The 16213-nt window shown below is 63.5% G+C and carries 14 protein-coding genes; 10 read left to right on the forward strand and 4 right to left on the reverse strand.

What is annotated here, in order from left to right:
- The first annotated feature begins 14 nt into the window (after positions 1–14).
- From glpD to ABIE49_RS30210, 7 genes are all read left to right on the forward strand, one after another.
- On the forward strand, positions 15–1556 hold the full coding sequence (glpD, locus tag ABIE49_RS30180; RefSeq protein WP_192738498.1) for a glycerol-3-phosphate dehydrogenase: 1542 nt from the start codon (positions 15–17) through the stop codon (positions 1554–1556).
- Entirely contained in the window at positions 1553–2638 is a 1086-nt protein-coding gene (locus ABIE49_RS30185) for an ABC transporter ATP-binding protein (RefSeq protein ID WP_192738499.1), read from the forward strand. Before glpD ends, ABIE49_RS30185 begins: the two co-directional genes overlap by 4 nt.
- Positions 2639–2650: 12 nt before the next feature.
- Positions 2651–3736, forward strand: coding sequence for an ABC transporter ATP-binding protein (locus ABIE49_RS30190; RefSeq protein WP_192738500.1), 1086 nt, complete (start codon positions 2651–2653; stop codon positions 3734–3736).
- Positions 3736–4638: a carbohydrate ABC transporter permease gene (locus tag ABIE49_RS30195; protein WP_192738501.1), complete on the forward strand. Its 903-nt coding sequence runs from the start codon at positions 3736–3738 to the stop codon at positions 4636–4638. Before ABIE49_RS30190 ends, ABIE49_RS30195 begins: the two co-directional genes overlap by 1 nt.
- Positions 4638–5444, forward strand: a complete 807-nt coding sequence (locus tag ABIE49_RS30200; RefSeq protein WP_192738502.1) for a carbohydrate ABC transporter permease — start codon at positions 4638–4640, stop codon at positions 5442–5444. Before ABIE49_RS30195 ends, ABIE49_RS30200 begins: the two co-directional genes overlap by 1 nt.
- A gap of 69 nt (positions 5445–5513) precedes the next feature.
- A complete protein-coding gene (locus ABIE49_RS30205) occupies positions 5514–5840 on the forward strand; it encodes a DUF2160 domain-containing protein (protein ID WP_192738503.1) in 327 nt (108 codons plus the stop codon).
- A gap of 74 nt (positions 5841–5914) precedes the next feature.
- Positions 5915–7711, forward strand: a complete 1797-nt coding sequence (locus tag ABIE49_RS30210) for an ABC transporter substrate-binding protein (RefSeq protein WP_192738504.1) — start codon at positions 5915–5917, stop codon at positions 7709–7711.
- Positions 7712–7900: 189 nt separating this feature from the next.
- Here ABIE49_RS30210 and ABIE49_RS30215 read toward each other — a convergent pair whose 3' ends face one another.
- From ABIE49_RS30215 to ABIE49_RS30230, 4 genes are all read right to left on the reverse strand, one after another.
- Positions 7901–9001 (reverse strand): alkene reductase, encoded by a 1101-nt coding sequence (locus ABIE49_RS30215; RefSeq protein ID WP_192738505.1) that lies wholly within the window; start codon positions 8999–9001, stop codon positions 7901–7903.
- Between the two features lie 98 nt (positions 9002–9099).
- The gene (locus tag ABIE49_RS30220; RefSeq protein ID WP_192738506.1) at positions 9100–9960 is read right to left on the reverse strand and encodes an SDR family NAD(P)-dependent oxidoreductase; all 861 of its coding nucleotides are present in this window, start codon (positions 9958–9960) and stop codon (positions 9100–9102) included.
- Between the two features lie 181 nt (positions 9961–10141).
- The gene (locus tag ABIE49_RS30225; RefSeq protein WP_192738507.1) at positions 10142–10645 is read right to left on the reverse strand and encodes a DUF1993 domain-containing protein; all 504 of its coding nucleotides are present in this window, start codon (positions 10643–10645) and stop codon (positions 10142–10144) included.
- Between the two features lie 216 nt (positions 10646–10861).
- Positions 10862–12262, reverse strand: coding sequence for a lytic murein transglycosylase (locus tag ABIE49_RS30230; RefSeq protein WP_502915937.1), 1401 nt, complete (start codon positions 12260–12262; stop codon positions 10862–10864).
- A gap of 283 nt (positions 12263–12545) precedes the next feature.
- Between ABIE49_RS30230 and ABIE49_RS30235 the strand changes: the two genes are divergently transcribed.
- From ABIE49_RS30235 to ABIE49_RS30245, 3 genes are read left to right on the forward strand one after another with little or no spacing between them, the layout of a single operon-like run.
- Positions 12546–13415, forward strand: a complete 870-nt coding sequence (locus tag ABIE49_RS30235; protein ID WP_192738508.1) for an FAD binding domain-containing protein — start codon at positions 12546–12548, stop codon at positions 13413–13415.
- 5 nt (positions 13416–13420) lie between these two features.
- A complete protein-coding gene (locus ABIE49_RS30240) occupies positions 13421–13897 on the forward strand; it encodes a (2Fe-2S)-binding protein (protein ID WP_192738509.1) in 477 nt (158 codons plus the stop codon).
- A gap of 17 nt (positions 13898–13914) precedes the next feature.
- Positions 13915–16179 carry a xanthine dehydrogenase family protein molybdopterin-binding subunit gene (locus ABIE49_RS30245; RefSeq protein WP_192738510.1) on the forward strand — a complete coding sequence of 755 codons (2265 nt, stop codon included), beginning with the start codon at positions 13915–13917 and terminating at the stop codon, positions 16177–16179.
- Positions 16180–16213 lie beyond the last annotated feature (34 nt).

The following is a 16213-nucleotide window of genomic DNA, read 5'->3' on the forward strand; positions in this document are numbered from 1 at the left end:
CGGGGAAGCGTCTGTTGGATCGGATTTTCGACCTCGCCATCATCGGAGGCGGCATCAACGGCTGCGGCATCGCGCGCGATGCGGTGGGCCGGGGAAATTCCGTTTTCCTTTGTGAAATGAATGATTTGGCGAGCGGGACGTCGTCCTGGTCGACCAAGCTGGTGCACGGCGGCCTGCGCTATCTCGAATATTACGAGTTTCGTTTGGTCCGCGAGGCGTTGATCGAACGCGAAATCCTCTGGCAGATAGCGCCCCACATTATCCGCCCGCTGCGTTTCGTTTTGCCGCACCATTCGGGGTTGCGGCCGGCATGGCTGCTGAGGCTAGGGTTGTTCCTGTACGACCACATCGGCGGCCGTCATCTGCTGCCGCCGACACGTTCGGTCGATCTCGCGCATGACGAGGTCGGAAAACCCTTGATCGCCAACCGCTACACCAAAGGCTTTGAGTATTCCGACTGCTTTGTCGATGACGCGCGCCTGGTCGTGCTCACCGCGCGGGACGCGGCCGATCGTGGCGCCGAGATCCACACGCGCACGCGGGCGGTCGAGATCAGGCAGGTCGACGGCATCTGGCAGCTCACCGTCGAGGATACGTCAAGCGGCACGCGCACCACGATCCAGGCGCGCGCGCTGGTCAATGCCGGCGGCCCCTGGGTCGAACAGGTGCTGTCGTCGGGATCGGGCGTCAACGCGCGCGCAAAGGTTCGCCTGGTGCAGGGCTCGCACATCGTGGTGCGCAAGCTCTACGACCACGACCGCGCCTACATTTTCCAGAACGCCGACGGCCGCATCATCTTCGTCATCCCCTATCAGGATGATTTCACGCTGATCGGCACCACGGATCGCGATTACGACGGCGACCCGGCCAAGGTGAAAGCCTCCACCGAAGAGATCGCCTATCTCTGCGCGTCCGCCAGCGAATACCTCGCCAAACCGGTAAAGCCGGAGGACGTGGTCTGGACTTATTCGGGCGTTCGTCCGCTCTATGACGACGGCGCCAGCGAAGCCAAGGCCGCGACCCGCGATTACGTGTTCGAACTCGATACGCCGGGCGGCGCGCCGCTGCTGTCGATCTATGGCGGCAAGATCACGACCTATCGGCGGCTGGCCGAAGAAGCGCTGGAACGGCTGGCGCCCTACTTGCGCAGTTCAAAGAAGGAAGGCTGGACCGGCAAGGCCGCGCTGCCCGGCGGCGACATGGATGTTTCCGCAATCGCGGCGCTGACCGCGGAACTGACGCGCGACTATCCGTTCCTCGTTCCCGCACATGCAAAGCGGTTGGCGCATGCCTATGGCACCCGCGCCAGCAAGGTGCTTGGCAACGCGAAATCGGCGGCCGATCTCGGCCAGTCCTTTGGCGCGACCTTGACGGAGAGGGAAGTCAGGTACCTGATGTCGGCCGAATGGGCCTGCACCGCCGAAGACGTCGCGTGGCGCCGCTCCAAGCTCGGATTGCGGCTGTCCGCGGGCGAAATCGCCGTCCTCGACGAATGGATGGCCGCCCATCGCACGTCCGGTGAACGACCCCTGCGTGAAGCGGGAGGACGGACATGAGCGTCACGCTCGAACACGTCACGCGAACCGTCGACGGCATCGCGACCATCCGCGATGTGTCGTTGACGCTTGAGCGCGGCACGCTGAGTGTACTGCTCGGGCCGACGCTTTCCGGCAAGACCTCGATCATGCGGCTGCTCGCCGGGCTCGACAAGCCGGCATCAGGCCGCGTGCTGGTCGACGGCAACGATGTTACCGGCTTCGACGTGCGCAAGCGTTCGGTAGCGATGGTCTATCAGCAGTTCATCAATTATCCCTCGCTGACGGTCTATGAGAATATCGCCTCGCCCTTGCGGGTGCAGGGCAAGCCGCGCGCGGAAATCGAGAAGCGCGTGCAGGAGGCGTCGCGCCTGCTCAAGCTCGAGCCGTATCTGCACCGCACGCCGCTGCAACTCTCCGGTGGCCAGCAGCAGCGCACTGCGATTGCACGCGCGCTGGTCAAGGGCGCGGATCTGGTGTTGCTCGACGAGCCGCTCGCCAATCTCGACTACAAGCTGCGCGAGGAGTTGCGCACCGAACTGCCGCGCATCTTCGAGGCGTCGGGCGCGATCTTCGTCTATGCGACCACCGAGCCTTCCGAAGCCCTGCTGCTCGGCGGCCGAACCGTCTGCATGTGGGAAGGCCAGGTGCTGCAGGCCGGCGACACCCCAAAGGTATACCGGCATCCCGATACGCTGCGCGTGGCGCAGGTGTTTTCCGATCCGCCGCTCAATATTGTCGGGATCGAAAAGAAGAACGGCACGGTGCAATATGCCGGCGGCATCCAGGCGCCGGCCAGCGGGCTTTATGCCTCGCTTGCCGATGGGCCCTATCGCGTCGGCTTCCGCGCCCATCAGCTTGAAGTCGCCAATGGCATCGCCGGGCGCCACGCGTTTCAGGCCACCGTCACCGTGACCGAAATCACCGGCTCGGAAAGCTTCGTGCATCTCAACCGCGACGCGTCGAACTGGGTCGCGGTGCTGCAGGGCGTCCACGAGTTCGAGCCGGGCCACGTGCTCGACGCCGTGCTCGATCCCGACAATCTTTTCGTGTTCGACGCGGCTGACCGTCTGGTCGCGGCGCCCAGCCAAGACAACGCGTGAGGGAGATGCCGCATGGCCCGCATTGACCTCGTCGATCTCGCGCATTCCTACGGCGGCAATGACGCCGCGCCCGAATCATTTGCGCTGAAGCCGGTGACGATGACCTGGCGGCAGGGCGGCGCCTATGCGCTGCTCGGGCCGTCCGGCTGCGGCAAGACCACGCTGCTCAACCTGATTTCCGGGATCGTGACGCCGTCGCGCGGCCAGATACTGTTCGACGGCGCCGATATCACACCGCTGTCAACCCAGAAGCGCAATATCGCGCAGGTGTTCCAGTTTCCGGTGATCTACGACACCATGACGGTCGGGCAGAACCTCGCATTTCCCTTGAAGAACCGCGGCGTCCCGAAAGCCGAAATCGACGCGCGCGTGAAGCAGATCGCCGACCTGCTCGACCTCACGCCGCATCTCGATCGCAAGGCAACGCGGCTGACGGCGGACGCCAAGCAGAAGATCTCGCTCGGCCGCGGCCTGGTGCGATCAGACGTCGCCGCGATACTGTTCGACGAGCCGCTGACGGTGATCGATCCCGAATTGAAGTGGCAGTTGCGCTCCAAACTCAAGGCGCTGCATCGCGACCTCGATCTCACGATGATCTACGTCACCCATGACCAGACCGAGGCGCTGACCTTTGCCGATACGGTGGTGGTGATGCATGACGGCAGGGTGGTGCAGAGCGGCACGCCGGCCGAACTGTTCGACAAGCCCGCGCATACCTTCGTCGGTTACTTTATCGGCTCGCCCGGCATGAACATCGTGCCGGCCGAGGTGAGGGGCCGCGAGGCCCGGATCAGCGGCCACCCGATCGCGCTGAACCGCAGCTATGACACGCTGCCGCCGGGCGCGAAGATCGAAGTTGGCGTGCGTCCGGAGTTCGTCGACGTCGCCGCGCCCGCGCCGGGATTGCTGTCCGCCAATATCGAGCGCATCGACGATCTCGGCCGCGTCCGTTTCGCGCGCGTGCGGATCGGCGACGCCAAGTTCGCCGCGCGCGTGCCGCCGGGGTTTTCAGTCTCCGGCGAAACCGCCGGACTGGTTTTCAATCCGTCGCATGTTCACGTCTATGCCGACAGCCGTCTGGTCGAGGGGACCGCCTGATGGACAAGACGATCAACCAAAAAGCCTGGTTCCTGGTGCTGCCGGTGTTTCTGGTGGTCGCGTTCTCCGCGATCCTGCCGCTGATGACGGTGGTGAACTATTCGATGCAGGACACCTTCGGCAACAACCAGTTCTTCTGGAACGGCGTCGGCTGGTTCAAGGAACTGCTCGATCCATCGACCGATCTCGGCGGACGCTTCCTGGCGTCGCTCGGCCGCAACCTGCTGTTCTCGGCCATCATTCTCGCGATCGAGGTGCCGCTCGGGATCGTGGTCGCGCTGTCGATGCCGCGCGACGGCTGGAGCGTCGCTGCCTGCCTCGTGATCCTGGCGCTGCCGCTTTTGATTCCGTGGAACGTGGTCGGCACCATCTGGCAGATCTTCGGGCGGCCCGACATCGGCCTGCTCGGCTACACGCTGAACAGCCTGGGCATCAACTACAACTACGTCTCCAACGAGTTCGACGCCTGGGCCACCGTCATCGTGATGGATGTCTGGCACTGGACCAGCCTGGTCGCGCTGTTGTGCTACGCCGGACTGAAGTCGATCCCCGACGCCTATTACCAGGCGGCGCAGATCGACGGCGCCTCGCGCTGGGCGGTGTTCACGGCGATCCAGTTGCCGAAAATGAACCGCGTGCTGCTGATCGCGGTGCTGCTTCGCTTCATGGACAGTTTCATGATCTACACCGAGCCGTTCGTGGTGACCGGCGGCGGCCCCGGCAATTCGACCACCTTCGTCTCGATCGAACTGGTCAAGATCGCGCTCGGCCAGTTCGACCTCGGCAAGGCCGCGGCGCTCTCGCTGGTCTACAACCTCATCATCCTGATCGTGTGCTGGGTGTTCTATACCGTGATGACAAACGCCGGGGCCGAGCGCCCGGTCAAACAGGGAGCTGAATGATGCATTCGATTCCCGGACGCCGCGTCATCCTCATCACCTTCCTGATCTTCCTGCTGTTGCCGATCTACTGGCTCGTCAACATGAGCTTCAAGACCAATGCCGAGATCGTCTCCACCATGACGCTGTGGCCGCACCAGCCGACGCTGGAAAACTACAAGCGCATCTTCATCGACGAGAGCTGGTATTCCGGCTACATCAACTCGCTGACCTATGTCCTGATCAACACTGTGATCTCGATTGCGGTGGCGCTGCCCGCGGCCTACGGCTTTTCGCGCTACCGTTTTCTCGGCGACAAGCATCTGTTCTTCTGGCTGCTGTCGAACCGCATGGCGCCGGCGGCGGTCTATGCGCTGCCGTTCTTCAATCTCTATTCGGCGATCAATTTGTTCGATACACCGTGGGCGGTGGCGCTGGCGCATTGCATCTTCAACGTCCCGCTCGCGGTCTGGATCCTCGAAGGTTTTGTCTCGGGCGTGCCACGCGAGATCGACGAGACGGCGTTCCTCGACGGTTATTCGTTCCCGCGCTTCTTCATCAAGATCCTGGTGCCCTTGATCGCGAGCGGCATCGGCGTGGCGGCGTTCTTCTGCTTCATGTTCTCCTGGGTCGAACTGCTGCTGGCACGCACGCTGACGTCGGTGAACGCAAAACCGATCTCGGCGATCATGACCCGAACGGTCTCGGCCGCCGGCATGGATTGGGGCCTGTTGGCTGCGGCCGGCGTGCTCACCATCATCCCCGGCGCGCTGGTGATCTGGTTCGTCCGCAACTACATCGCGCGCGGTTTCGCGCTCGGACGGGTGTAGCGCATGATCCCGAAAAGTGGACACCGGTTTTCGGACAAGATCATGCGCAGGCATGAGGACTAACGCATCATGGAACACATCGCATGGATGGCCTGGACGCTTCCGACCGCGATCTTCTTCGTGATGCTGTCGCTGACGCTGGGTGTCATGACGTGGCTTGCGGCGGCGTATCCCGAGGCCGAGCGCGTCGGCGTGCTGCGCATTCCGACCACGCGCGGCGACCGGCTGTTCATCTCGCTGGTGCTCGCCGCGGTCATCCACCTGTTGTGGATCGCCTTTGTCGGCATCGATGCGATCGCGACGCTGCCGATCGGAGAGGGCGTTGAAATATCGAGCCTGTGGCTCGCTACCGTGATTTCGCTTGTTTCGGCCGTGGTGGTTTTCCGCACCGTCTGATGAAGCGAAAAAAGACAGATCCGGGATCAACCCGGGCCTGAAAATTGTTTGTCGCTGCAACCGGAGGACTCAACATGCGACGTTTTAGAGGAAGGAACGGCCCATTGACCAAGGAGCGCTTTCTGACGATGACCAGCGCGGTTGCGCTGATCGCAGCTTCGATGACGATCGCAGCACCTGCGCGTGCGGACGATGCGGTCAATCAGCGCTGGATCGACAGCGAATTCCAGCCCTCGACGCTGTCGAAGGCCGACCAGCTGAAGGAACTGCAGTGGTTCGAAAAGGCGGCCCAGCCCTTCAAGGGGATGGAAATCAACGTGGTGTCGGAAACCATCACCACGCATGAATATGAATCCAAGACCCTGGCGAAGGCCTTCACCGAGATCACCGGCATCAAGCTCAAACACGATTTGATCCAGGAAGGTGACGTGGTCGAAAAGCTGCAGACCCAGATGCAGTCCGGCAAGAATGTCTATGACGGCTGGATCAACGACTCGGACTTGATCGGCACCCACTTCCGCTACAACCAGACGGTCGTGCTGTCGGATTACATGACCGGCGAAGGCAAGGACGTCACCAACCCCGGGCTCGACGTCAACGACTTCATCGGAAAATCCTTCACGACGGGGCCGGACGGCAAGCTCTATCAGCTGCCCGTCCAGCAGTTCGCGAACCTCTATTGGTTCCGCTACGACTGGTTCTCCAATCCGGACTACAAGGCCAAGTTCAAGGCCAAATATGGCTACGATCTCGGCGTTCCCGTGAACTGGTCGGCCTATGAAGACATCGCCGAGTTCTTCACCAACGACATCAAGGAGATCAACGGCGCCAAGGTCTATGGTCACATGGACTACGGCAAGAAGGATCCCTCGCTCGGCTGGCGGTTCACCGATGCCTGGCTGTCGATGGCCGGCAACGGCGACAAGGGCATCCCGAACGGCAAGCCGGTCGACGAATGGGGCATCCGTATGGAAGGCTGCCGTCCGGTGGGTTCATCCGTCGAGCGCGGCGGTGACACCAACGGACCGGCGGCGGTCTATTCGATCGCCAAATATCTCGACTGGATGAAGAAGTATGCCCCGCCGCAGGCGCAAGGCATGACCTTCGGCGAAGCTGGACCGGTACCGGCGCAAGGCAACATCGCCCAGCAGATCTTCTGGTACACCGCCTTCACCGCCGACATGGTGAAGCCCGGTATTGCCGTCGTGAACGCCGACGGTTCGCCGAAGTGGCGTATGGCGCCGTCGCCGCACGGCTCGTACTGGAAGGAAGGCATGAAGCTCGGCTACCAGGACGCCGGCTCCGCGACGCTCCTGAAGTCGACCCCGGCGGACCGCCGCAAGGCGGCCTGGCTCTATCTGCAGTTCATCACCTCCAAGACGGTGAGCCTGAAGAAGAGCCATGTCGGTCTCACGTTCATTCGTGAATCCGACATCTGGGACAAGTCGTTCACCGAGCGCGCGCCGAAGCTCGGCGGCCTGATCGAGTTCTACCGTTCGCCCGCGCGCGTGCAGTGGACCCCGACCGGCAACAACGTGCCTGACTATCCGAAGCTCGCGCAATTGTGGTGGCAGAACATCGGCGATGCGTCGTCCGGTGCGAAGACGCCGCAAGCCGCGATGGACGCCCTGGCGGCAGCCCAGGACTCCGTGCTCGAGCGTCTGGAGAAATCCAACGTGCAGGGCGCCTGCGGACCGAAGCTGAACAAGAAGGAGACCGCCGAATTCTGGTTCGCCAAGTCGGAGAAGGACGGCAACGTCGCTCCGCAGCGCAAGCTGGCGAACGAGAAGCCGAAGGGTGAAACCGTCGACTACGACACACTGGTGAAGTCGTGGCCGGCAACGCCGCCGAAGCGGGCAGAAGCGAAGTAAGCCTCGCGATTACGAGTGATGCAAAAACTACAGGCCGGGAGCGATCCCGGCCTTTTTTCGTTTCGTCGATGAAACTCTCCGTCATTCCGGGGCGCGCGCAGCGCGAGCCCGGAATCCATGGCAATACGAGCGATGCCGCCTGATGGATTCCGGGTCTGGTCCTTCGGACCATCCCGGAATGACAGAAACCTACTCCGCCGCCTGCTTCGCGCCGAGCGTCGGATAGTCCGTATATCCCTTGGCGCCGCCGCCGTAGAACGTCGCCTTGTCGAACGCGTTCAGCGGTGCGCCCTTCTTCAGCCGTTCGACCAGGTCGGGGTTGGAGATGAACGGTTTTCCAAATGCGATCAGGTCGGCCGCGTTGGCATCGAGTTGCTTTGTCGCCAGATCGAAATCGTAGCCGTTGTTGGCGACATAGGCCTGCTTGAAGCGCTTGCGCAACGAGCCGTAGTCGAACGGCGCGTGATCGCGCGGCCCGCCGGTCGCGCCCTCGACGACGTGGATGTAGGTCAGCTTCAGCGCGTTGAGCCCATCGACGATGTGGTCGAACAGCGGTTGCGCATTTGAATCTGACACATCATTGGCCGGCGTCACCGGCGAGATGCGGATTCCGGTGCGCTCCGGGCCGGCGACCGCGGCCACCGCCTTCGATACTTCCAGCATCAATTTGGCGCGGTTCTCGATTGAACCACCATAGGCATCGGTACGCTTGTTGGTGCCGTCCTTGGCGAACTGGTCGAGCAGATAACCATTGGCGCCGTGGATTTCGATGCCGTCAAAACCGGCGGCGAGCGCATTCTCGGTGCCGCGCTTGAAGTCTTCGATGATCCCTGGAATTTCGGACAGCTCGAGTTCGCGCGGCTCGGAGATGTCGGTGAAGGTGCCGTTGACAAAGGTCTTGCCCTTGGCGCGGATCGCTGACGGACCCACCGGCTTGCCGCCGCCGGGCTGCAATGAATCATGCGAGATGCGGCCGACATGCCAGATCTGGATGAAGATGCGTCCGCCGTTTTCATGCACGCGGTCGGTGACCTTGCGCCAGCCCGCGACCTGCTCCTTCGAATAGATGCCGGGCGTGTCCTGATAACCCTGGCCCTGCTGCGAGATCTGGCTGGCCTCGGTAATCAGCAATCCCGCGGAAGCGCGCTGGCCGTAATAGTCGATGGCAAGCTCGCTCGGCACAAAGCTGCCAGGGACCGCGCGGTTGCGGGTCAGCGGCGCCATGACGAGGCGGTTCGGCAGCGTGATTCCGCCAAGCTTGTAGGGCTCGAATAGTTTGGTCTGGCTCATGAAGGGATTTCCGATGGATGGATGATAGGGGAGAGTTGGGCATTACGGCGGATTGCGCAATGCCCAAAGGTACTCGGAAGCCATTCGGTTGCTGCAGGCTAGGCCCGCACAATCCCGGCCATATGACCTGCGTCGAGGAACAGGGTGTGGGCGTTGACGTAGGATGATTCATTCGAAATCAGGAACAGCGCAGCATAGGCGACCTCCCAGCCGGTGCCCTGGCGGCCGAACGGCACCGTCAGCGCGCGGTCGGCGCGCCTGCGGCTGGCATCGCGGCCCATCGGGGAATCGATGAAGCCGGGCGCGATCACATTGCAGCGAATGCCTTTTTCTTCGCCGGCGCGCGCGATGGCGCGGCCGAGCGCGATCTGGGCGGCCTTGGAGGATTCATAGGCCGGGTTGCGGCCATTGGCGCGCTGGCTCGCCATCGACGAGGTCAGCGTGATCGCGCCACCCGGCGACATCACGTCGAGCGCCGCTTGCGCGAACAGCATGTGGCTGCGCACGTTGACGGCATAATCCCTGTCCCAGGCTTCCGCCGTCATCTTCGGCAGCGACAGCCCGCAGGAAATGCCGACATTCAGCGCCAGCCCGTCGAGGCCGCCGAGTTGCCTGGCGCAGCGCGCGATCGCCGGCCCAATCGCTGATGCGTCGGAGACGTCGACGACGTCGGTAAACGCCCTGCCGCCTTCGCTGGTGATCTGCCTGACCGTGTCATCGGCGGCTTCCTTGTTGATGTCGATGCAGGCGACATGCGCGCCCTCGCGCGCGAACAATACCGACATCGCGCGGCCGTTACCAACAGGCGGCTCCTCGTCGACGATGTTGCGCTGGCCGGCCCCGACCACGATGATGCGGCGGCCCTGCAGGCGGCCGCGACCCGGAGCGAGCCCGAGCGTTTCGGCGTGGAGCGAAGCGGCGGGATCGAGTTGCTTTGGTGCTTGCGTGGTGGTGGACATCGGCAGTCTCCCTTCAGCATTTTGTTCTTGCTGAAGGGAGCACTAGCACGGCATTGCCTGTGAGGCTAAGGCGTCGGCTAGGCGAAACCAATTCGAGTCATTCCGGGGCGCGCGAAGCGCGAACCCGGAATCTCGAGATCCCGGGTTCAGTCCTGCGGACTGCCCCGGGATGACCTAACGGTCAATTCGCGCCCATATAATCGCGCTTGCCGACCTCGACGCCATTGTGGCGCAGGATGCCGTGGGCGATGGCGGCATGGAAGTAGAATTGGGGGAGAGAGAAGTTCGAGATGAACTGCTGACCCTTCAGCGTCATGGTCTTGTCCGGCCCCATCGGAAAGGTGACGTCTTTGGTGTCGGCGCCCTCGAACTGCTCTGATTTGAACGACTTGACGTAGTCGACGGTCCTGGCGAGCCGCTGGCGCAATTCCTCAAACGTCTTTTCGGTATCGGGTGTCGACGGCACTTCGCTATGGGTGACGCGGGCGCAGCCCCTGACCGCAAAATCGGTGGCAAGCTGAATCTGCTTGGAGAGCGGCAGCATGTCCGGATAGAGGCGCGAACCTAACAGCACCTCGGGCTGGATCTTCTTCACCTCGCAATGCGCTTCTGCCTTGGAAAGCAAGCCGGAGAGGCTGTTGAGAATTTGCAGATAGGCCGGAACGGTGGCGTCGTAGAAAGACATGAGATGCTCTTTTCGTTGTGTGGAATTTTATCGCATGCAGAGACTGCGTGCTGCAGGTGGGGCGGGGGAGAGGAGATTGCAACGCCGGGAAGGTGGGGGAAGTAGTCAAATATTTCCGGCGCCGGAGCCGTAGCCCGGATGGAGCGCAGCGCAATCCGGGGATCTACATCACCAGCCTTCCCGGATTTCGCTACGCTCCATCCGGGCTACGACGTCCTATCGCGCCTGCGGCATCACCGCTGCCGCCGGCTCCGCACGCGTGCCGCGCATCCGCGCCAGTAACTCCGCGGTCGGCCAGGAATCCGCCGGCAGACCGTATTTGATCTGCATCGTCTTCACGGCGGTGCGGCTGAGCTGTCCCATGATGCCGTCGACCTTGCCGACGTTGAAACCGGCGCGCACCAAAAGCTGCTGCAATTCCTTGAGCTCGTTGAGCGGTAGTTGCGCCACCGGCGCGCTGGGCTGGCGCATCGGTGCGGCACCCGCGATGCGGGCCGCGAGATAGCCGGCGGTGGTCGAATAGATCAGCGAGTTGTTCCATTCGGTATAGGCCGCGAAATTCGCGTAGGCCAGGAACGCCGGACCGGTGCGGCCCATCGGCAACAGCATCGACGCCGGCAGATCGTCGTTCGGCAACGGTTTGCCGTCGGCAAAGGTGACGCCGAGCTGCGCCCATTTCGAGCGCGGCAGTTTGATGGTTAGATCGGCCTGATCCCAGGGCAGGTTTTGCGGCACGCGCACTTCCTGCAGCCACGGCTCGCCGCGCCGCCATTTCAATCCGTTGGCGATGTAGTTCGCGGTCGAGCCGATCACGTCGGGCGCGCTGCTCAGGAGATTGCGATGGCCGTCGCCGTCGTAGTCGACCGCATAGTTGAAATAATGCGTCGGCAAAAATTGCGTCTGGCCGAGTTCGCCGGCCCACGATCCGATCATCTCGCTTGCCGTGAGGTCGCCGCGATCGACGATCTTCAGCGCGGCGATGGTTTCCTTCTGGAACATCTCCGAGCGGCGGCAGTCATAGGCCAGCGACACCAGCGAGGGGAGCGTATGCAGCTTGCCGAGCTCGGCGCCAAAGCTGCTCTCCAGCCCCCAGAACGCGGCGATCACGGCCGGCGGCACGCCGTACTCCTTCTCGGCGCGGTTGAACGCGGCCTGATGCATCCGGATTCGCGCCTGCGCATTTTTCGCCGCGCCGTCGGACGCTCTGTTCCGTGAGAATTCGGTGAACACCTGGCCGAACACGCGCTGGCCGCGGTCGCGGTTGACGATGCTCTGGTCGTAGACAAGGTAAGGGGCGGCTTCCGCCATCGCGCGCTGCGAGACGCCTTCCGCCACCGCCTTCTGATTCAGCTCAGTGAGAAAGCGATCGAAACTCATGCCGTTGTGGCACGCCGCACCGCCGCGCGGAGCCGCGGCGACGGGTCGCGCGGCCGGCTGCTCACCGGGTACCGCAGCGGGCCTGGGCACCGCGGCCGGCCTGGGCTGAGGCGCAACGGCGGGTCTGGCGGGCGCGGGGCGCGCGGGAGCCGGGGCCGGCTGTGACAATGCGGCAGAGGAAACGGCGAGGGCTGCAAAAATTGTGACCGCAACGTGCATTCTGATCGGAAGGGTCGGCATCAAGTTCACCGGCTCGCGTGGGAGGGACTGCAATTTGTACAGCCTGTGGGCCGCATCAGTGCAAGCGTAATCCGTCGCCACCTCCACCAATCCCCGGCCAAACGGCGCAAGCCGGTGTCCGACGATGTGAGAACAAGCCCGCTTCCTGCATAGGAGCCTGCCGCCAGAACCGCAGCCCGGAGGCTGTTCCAACCCGCATCGCCCGTGTAGGCTACCGCAACTGCCGGCCACATAGGCCGACGTCCAAATGGGGCGGGCAGAAAAGGGGAGATGACGGACAACCATGACGGAACTCCGATATTTGGCGCCCAATTCGCTTGATGAAGCGATCAAGGCGTTCGCCGCGGCCGGAAGTGCAGGGCGCATCCTGGCCGGCGGTACCGATCTTCTGGTGCAAATGCGCGCCGGCGTCGTGAAGCCGGGCCTGATCGTCGACATCAAGAAAATCGCCGAGATGACGGAAATCGAGCAAACCGCCGATGGCGGGTTTCGCGTCGGCGCCGCCGTTTCCGGCATGGCGCTGCATGATCATGTCAGTTTCGGCAAGGTCTGGCCCGGCGTGCTGGAAGCCGTCAACCTGATCGGCTCCAAGCAGGTCCAGGGGCGGGCGTCCGCCGGCGGTAATCTCTGCAACGGCTCGCCGGCCGGCGACAGCGTGCCGGCCATGGTCGCGGCCGGTGCCATCGTCACGGTGCAAGGGCCGGACGGCCGCCGCGAAATGCCAGTGGAACAGGTGCCGGCCGGTCCCGGCCGCACCAATTTCAAGCCCGGCGAAATCCTCGTCAGCTTCACGCTGCCGCCGCGGCCGAAAGGCTCGAGCGACGCGTATTTGCGCATGATCCCGCGCACCGAAATGGACATCGCTGTGGTCGGCCTCGGCGTCAGCCTGACGCTGAAGGACGGCGTCTGCACCGCCGCCCGCGTCGGCCTCGGAGCTGTCGCGCCGACCGTACTGCTGGTTGAAGCGGCCGCCAAAGCCCTGATCGGCAGCAAGCTCGACGAAGCCGCGCTCAATGCCGCCGCCGCCGCCTGTTCCGCCGCCTGCCGTCCGATCGACGACAAGCGCGGCACGATCGCTTACCGCACCAAAGTGGCCGGTGTGCTGCTCAAGCGCACCACCGCGATTGCCGCCCAACGCGCCAAAGGGAATTAAGCTTCATGGCCAAGGTCCACGTCACCACCACGATTAATGGCGAACCGTCAGAGTTTCTCTGCGAGCCGAACGACACCATGCTCGATGCGCTGCGCGGGCCGCTCGGGCTCACCGGCTCCAAGGAAGGCTGCGCCTCCGGCGATTGCGGCGCGTGCAGCATCACGGTCGACGACAACCTCATCTGTTCCTGCCTGATGCTCGCGGTCGAATCCGAAGGCCACGAACTCCGTACCATCGAAGGCATGGCCCAGGGCGAAAAGCTGCATCCGCTGCAGCAGAAGTTTCTGGAAATGGCCGCGCTTCAGTGCGGCATCTGCACCTCGGGCATGCTGGTGGCATCGGACGCGCTGCTGAAGCGGAATCCGAAGCCGAGCGAGGAAGAGGTTCGCTTCTGGCTCGCCGGCAATCTCTGCCGGTGCACCGGTTATGACAAGATCGTTCGCGCTGTCATGGACACCGCGGCCGAAATGCGCGCCCAATAACAGCCGGAGCCAGCACCATGACCGTCGTCACCAACAACAAGTGGATCGGCCAGCGCACCATTCGTCCTGATGGTATGGACAAGGTGACCGGCCGCGCGCAATTCGCCGCCGACACCAATATGCCCGGCATGATCTGGGGCAAGGTGTTGCGCAGCCCGCACGCGCATGCACGCATCAAATCGATCAACACGGCGAAGGCGGAAGCGCTGCCCGGCGTCAAGGCCGTCGTCACCGCGCGCGACATCGTCGATTTCCCGATCGAGAAGGGCGCCGTCATGCTCGGCATCCAGGACATGCGCTGGATGTGCCGCAACGTGATGGCGCGCGAAAAGGCGCTGTTTCCCGGACACCCCATTGCGGCCGTTGCCGCTACATCAGAAGCGATTGCGGCCGAAGCCTGCAAGCTGATCGAGGTCGACTACGAAGTGCTGCCCTTCGCGATCGAGATCGAGGACGCGATCAAATCCGACGCGCCGATACTGCACGAGTTCAACAAGTTCGAGGGCAAGCCTTCCAACATCGCCGGCCGGATCGAGCACAAGAAGGGTGATCTCGCCGAAGGCTTCAAGAAGGCCGACGTCGTCATCGAGCGCAGCTTCACGACGCGCCCGGTGCATCAGGGCTATATCGAGCCGCATGCCTGTCTGATCAGCGTCGCGCCCGATGGCAAGACCACGATCTGGAGCTCCAGCCAGGGCCAGTTCATGGTCCGCGCGATGACGGCCCATCTCACCGGCATCCCGCAGAGCGACATCCGCGCCATCCCCGCCGAGATCGGCGGCGGTTTTGGTGGCAAGACCATCGTCTATCTCGAGCCGCTGGCGACGCTGCTGGCGAAAAAGTCCGGCCGCCCGGTGAAGATGGTGATGACGCGCGAGGAAGTGATGCGCGCGACCGGGCCCACCTCAGGCTCGAAGAGCACGGTGAAGATCGGCGCCACCAAGGACGGCAAGATCGTCGCCGCGCACGGCACCTTCTATCTGCAGGCCGGCGCTCTCCCGGGCTCGCCGATCCGCGGCGCGGTCGGCTGCAGCTTCACACCCTACGACATCCCGAACCTGCTGTCGGAAGGCTATGACGTCTGCTCCAACCGCTCGAAAGTGGCGGCCTATCGCGCGCCGGGCGCGCCGATCGGCGCTTATGCGGTGGAATGCGTGCTCGACGAGGTCGCCGAGGCGCTGAAGATGGACCCGCTCGACTTCCGCCTGAAGAACGCCGCCAAGGAAGGAACGAAAGCCGCGCACGGACCGACCTTCCCGCGCATCGGCTACATCGAGACGGTGGAAGCCGCGAAGCAATCGGACCACTACAAGGCGCCGCTCGGCAAATTGCAGGGTAGGGGCGTCGCATCCGGATTCTGGTTCAACGCCGGCGGCGAATCCTCCGCGCAGGTTAACATCACCGAGGACGGCAACGTCGTCGTCACCACGGGCCATCCCGATATCGGCGGCTCGCGCGCCGGCATCGCCAACATCTGCGCCGAGCTGCTCGGCATCGATTATCGCCGCGTCTCCGTCATCATCGGCGACACGCAAACCATCGGCTTCTCCAACCTCACCGGCGGCAGCCGCGTGCTGTTCGCCTCCTCGATCGTGGTGACGCAGTCGACCGAACAGATCATCAAGACCTTGCGCGAACGCGCCGCAAAAATCTGGGAAATCGACCCCGAGGCGGTGAAGTGGGAAGACGGCGCGGCGCATCCGGTGAGCCCGAATGCCGGCCAGTTCCCGCCGCTGACCCTGAAGGATCTCGCCGAGAAGGCGAACGCGATGGGCGGCCCGATCGGCGCCGGCGTGCAGCTCAACACCCAAGGCGCGGACGGCGGCTTCGGCACGCATGTCTGCGACGTCGAGGTCGACGTCGATCTCGGTATCGCGCGCGTGATCCGCTACACCGCGGTGCAGGATGTCGGCCGCGCCATTCATCCCGGCTATGTCGAGGGCCAGCTGCAGGGCGGCGTCGCGCAGGGCATCGGCTGGGCGCTGAACGAGGAATACATCTATACGAAGGAGGGCAAGGTCGATAATCCCGGCTTCCTCGACTATCGCATGCCGGTTTGTTCGGACCTGCCGATGATCGACTGCATCATGGTCGAGGTGCCGAACCCGAAACACCCGCAAGGCGTCAAGGGCGTGGGCGAAGTGCCGCTGGTCCCCGTGATGGCCGCCGTGGCCAATGCGATCTACAACGCGCTCGGCAAGCGCTTCTACGCCTTGCCGATGTCGCCGCCGAAGGTGCTCGAAGTGATCGACGCACCGGAGACCCGTCAAGCGGCGGAGTGAAATAATTGATTGCGTAGGGTGGGTGGAGCGTAAG

Origin of the sequence: Bradyrhizobium sp. OAE829, from assembly GCF_040546575.1 — a bacterium.
Lineage (GTDB): Bacteria > Pseudomonadota > Alphaproteobacteria > Rhizobiales > Xanthobacteraceae > Bradyrhizobium.

What these genes read in the sequence shown, in the direction of transcription:
- ABIE49_RS30190 (WP_192738500.1), top strand. Translation starts at nt 2,651, where the DNA reads ATGGCCCGCATTGACCTCGTCGATCTCGCGCATTCCTACGGCGGCAAT.
- ABIE49_RS30200 (WP_192738502.1), top strand. Translation starts at nt 4,638, where the DNA reads ATGCATTCGATTCCCGGACGCCGCGTCATCCTCATCACCTTCCTGATC.
- ABIE49_RS30205 (WP_192738503.1), top strand. Translation starts at nt 5,514, where the DNA reads ATGGAACACATCGCATGGATGGCCTGGACGCTTCCGACCGCGATCTTC.
- ABIE49_RS30230 (WP_502915937.1), bottom strand. Translation starts at nt 12,262, where the DNA reads ATGCCGACCCTTCCGATCAGAATGCACGTTGCGGTCACAATTTTTGCA.
- ABIE49_RS30195 (WP_192738501.1), top strand. Translation starts at nt 3,736, where the DNA reads ATGGACAAGACGATCAACCAAAAAGCCTGGTTCCTGGTGCTGCCGGTG.
- ABIE49_RS30215 (WP_192738505.1), bottom strand. Translation starts at nt 9,001, where the DNA reads ATGAGCCAGACCAAACTATTCGAGCCCTACAAGCTTGGCGGAATCACG.
- ABIE49_RS30245 (WP_192738510.1), top strand. Translation starts at nt 13,915, where the DNA reads ATGACCGTCGTCACCAACAACAAGTGGATCGGCCAGCGCACCATTCGT.
- ABIE49_RS30235 (WP_192738508.1), top strand. Translation starts at nt 12,546, where the DNA reads ATGACGGAACTCCGATATTTGGCGCCCAATTCGCTTGATGAAGCGATC.
- ABIE49_RS30210 (WP_192738504.1), top strand. Translation starts at nt 5,915, where the DNA reads ATGCGACGTTTTAGAGGAAGGAACGGCCCATTGACCAAGGAGCGCTTT.
- ABIE49_RS30220 (WP_192738506.1), bottom strand. Translation starts at nt 9,960, where the DNA reads ATGTCCACCACCACGCAAGCACCAAAGCAACTCGATCCCGCCGCTTCG.
- ABIE49_RS30185 (WP_192738499.1), top strand. Translation starts at nt 1,553, where the DNA reads ATGAGCGTCACGCTCGAACACGTCACGCGAACCGTCGACGGCATCGCG.
- ABIE49_RS30225 (WP_192738507.1), bottom strand. Translation starts at nt 10,645, where the DNA reads ATGTCTTTCTACGACGCCACCGTTCCGGCCTATCTGCAAATTCTCAAC.
- ABIE49_RS30240 (WP_192738509.1), top strand. Translation starts at nt 13,421, where the DNA reads ATGGCCAAGGTCCACGTCACCACCACGATTAATGGCGAACCGTCAGAG.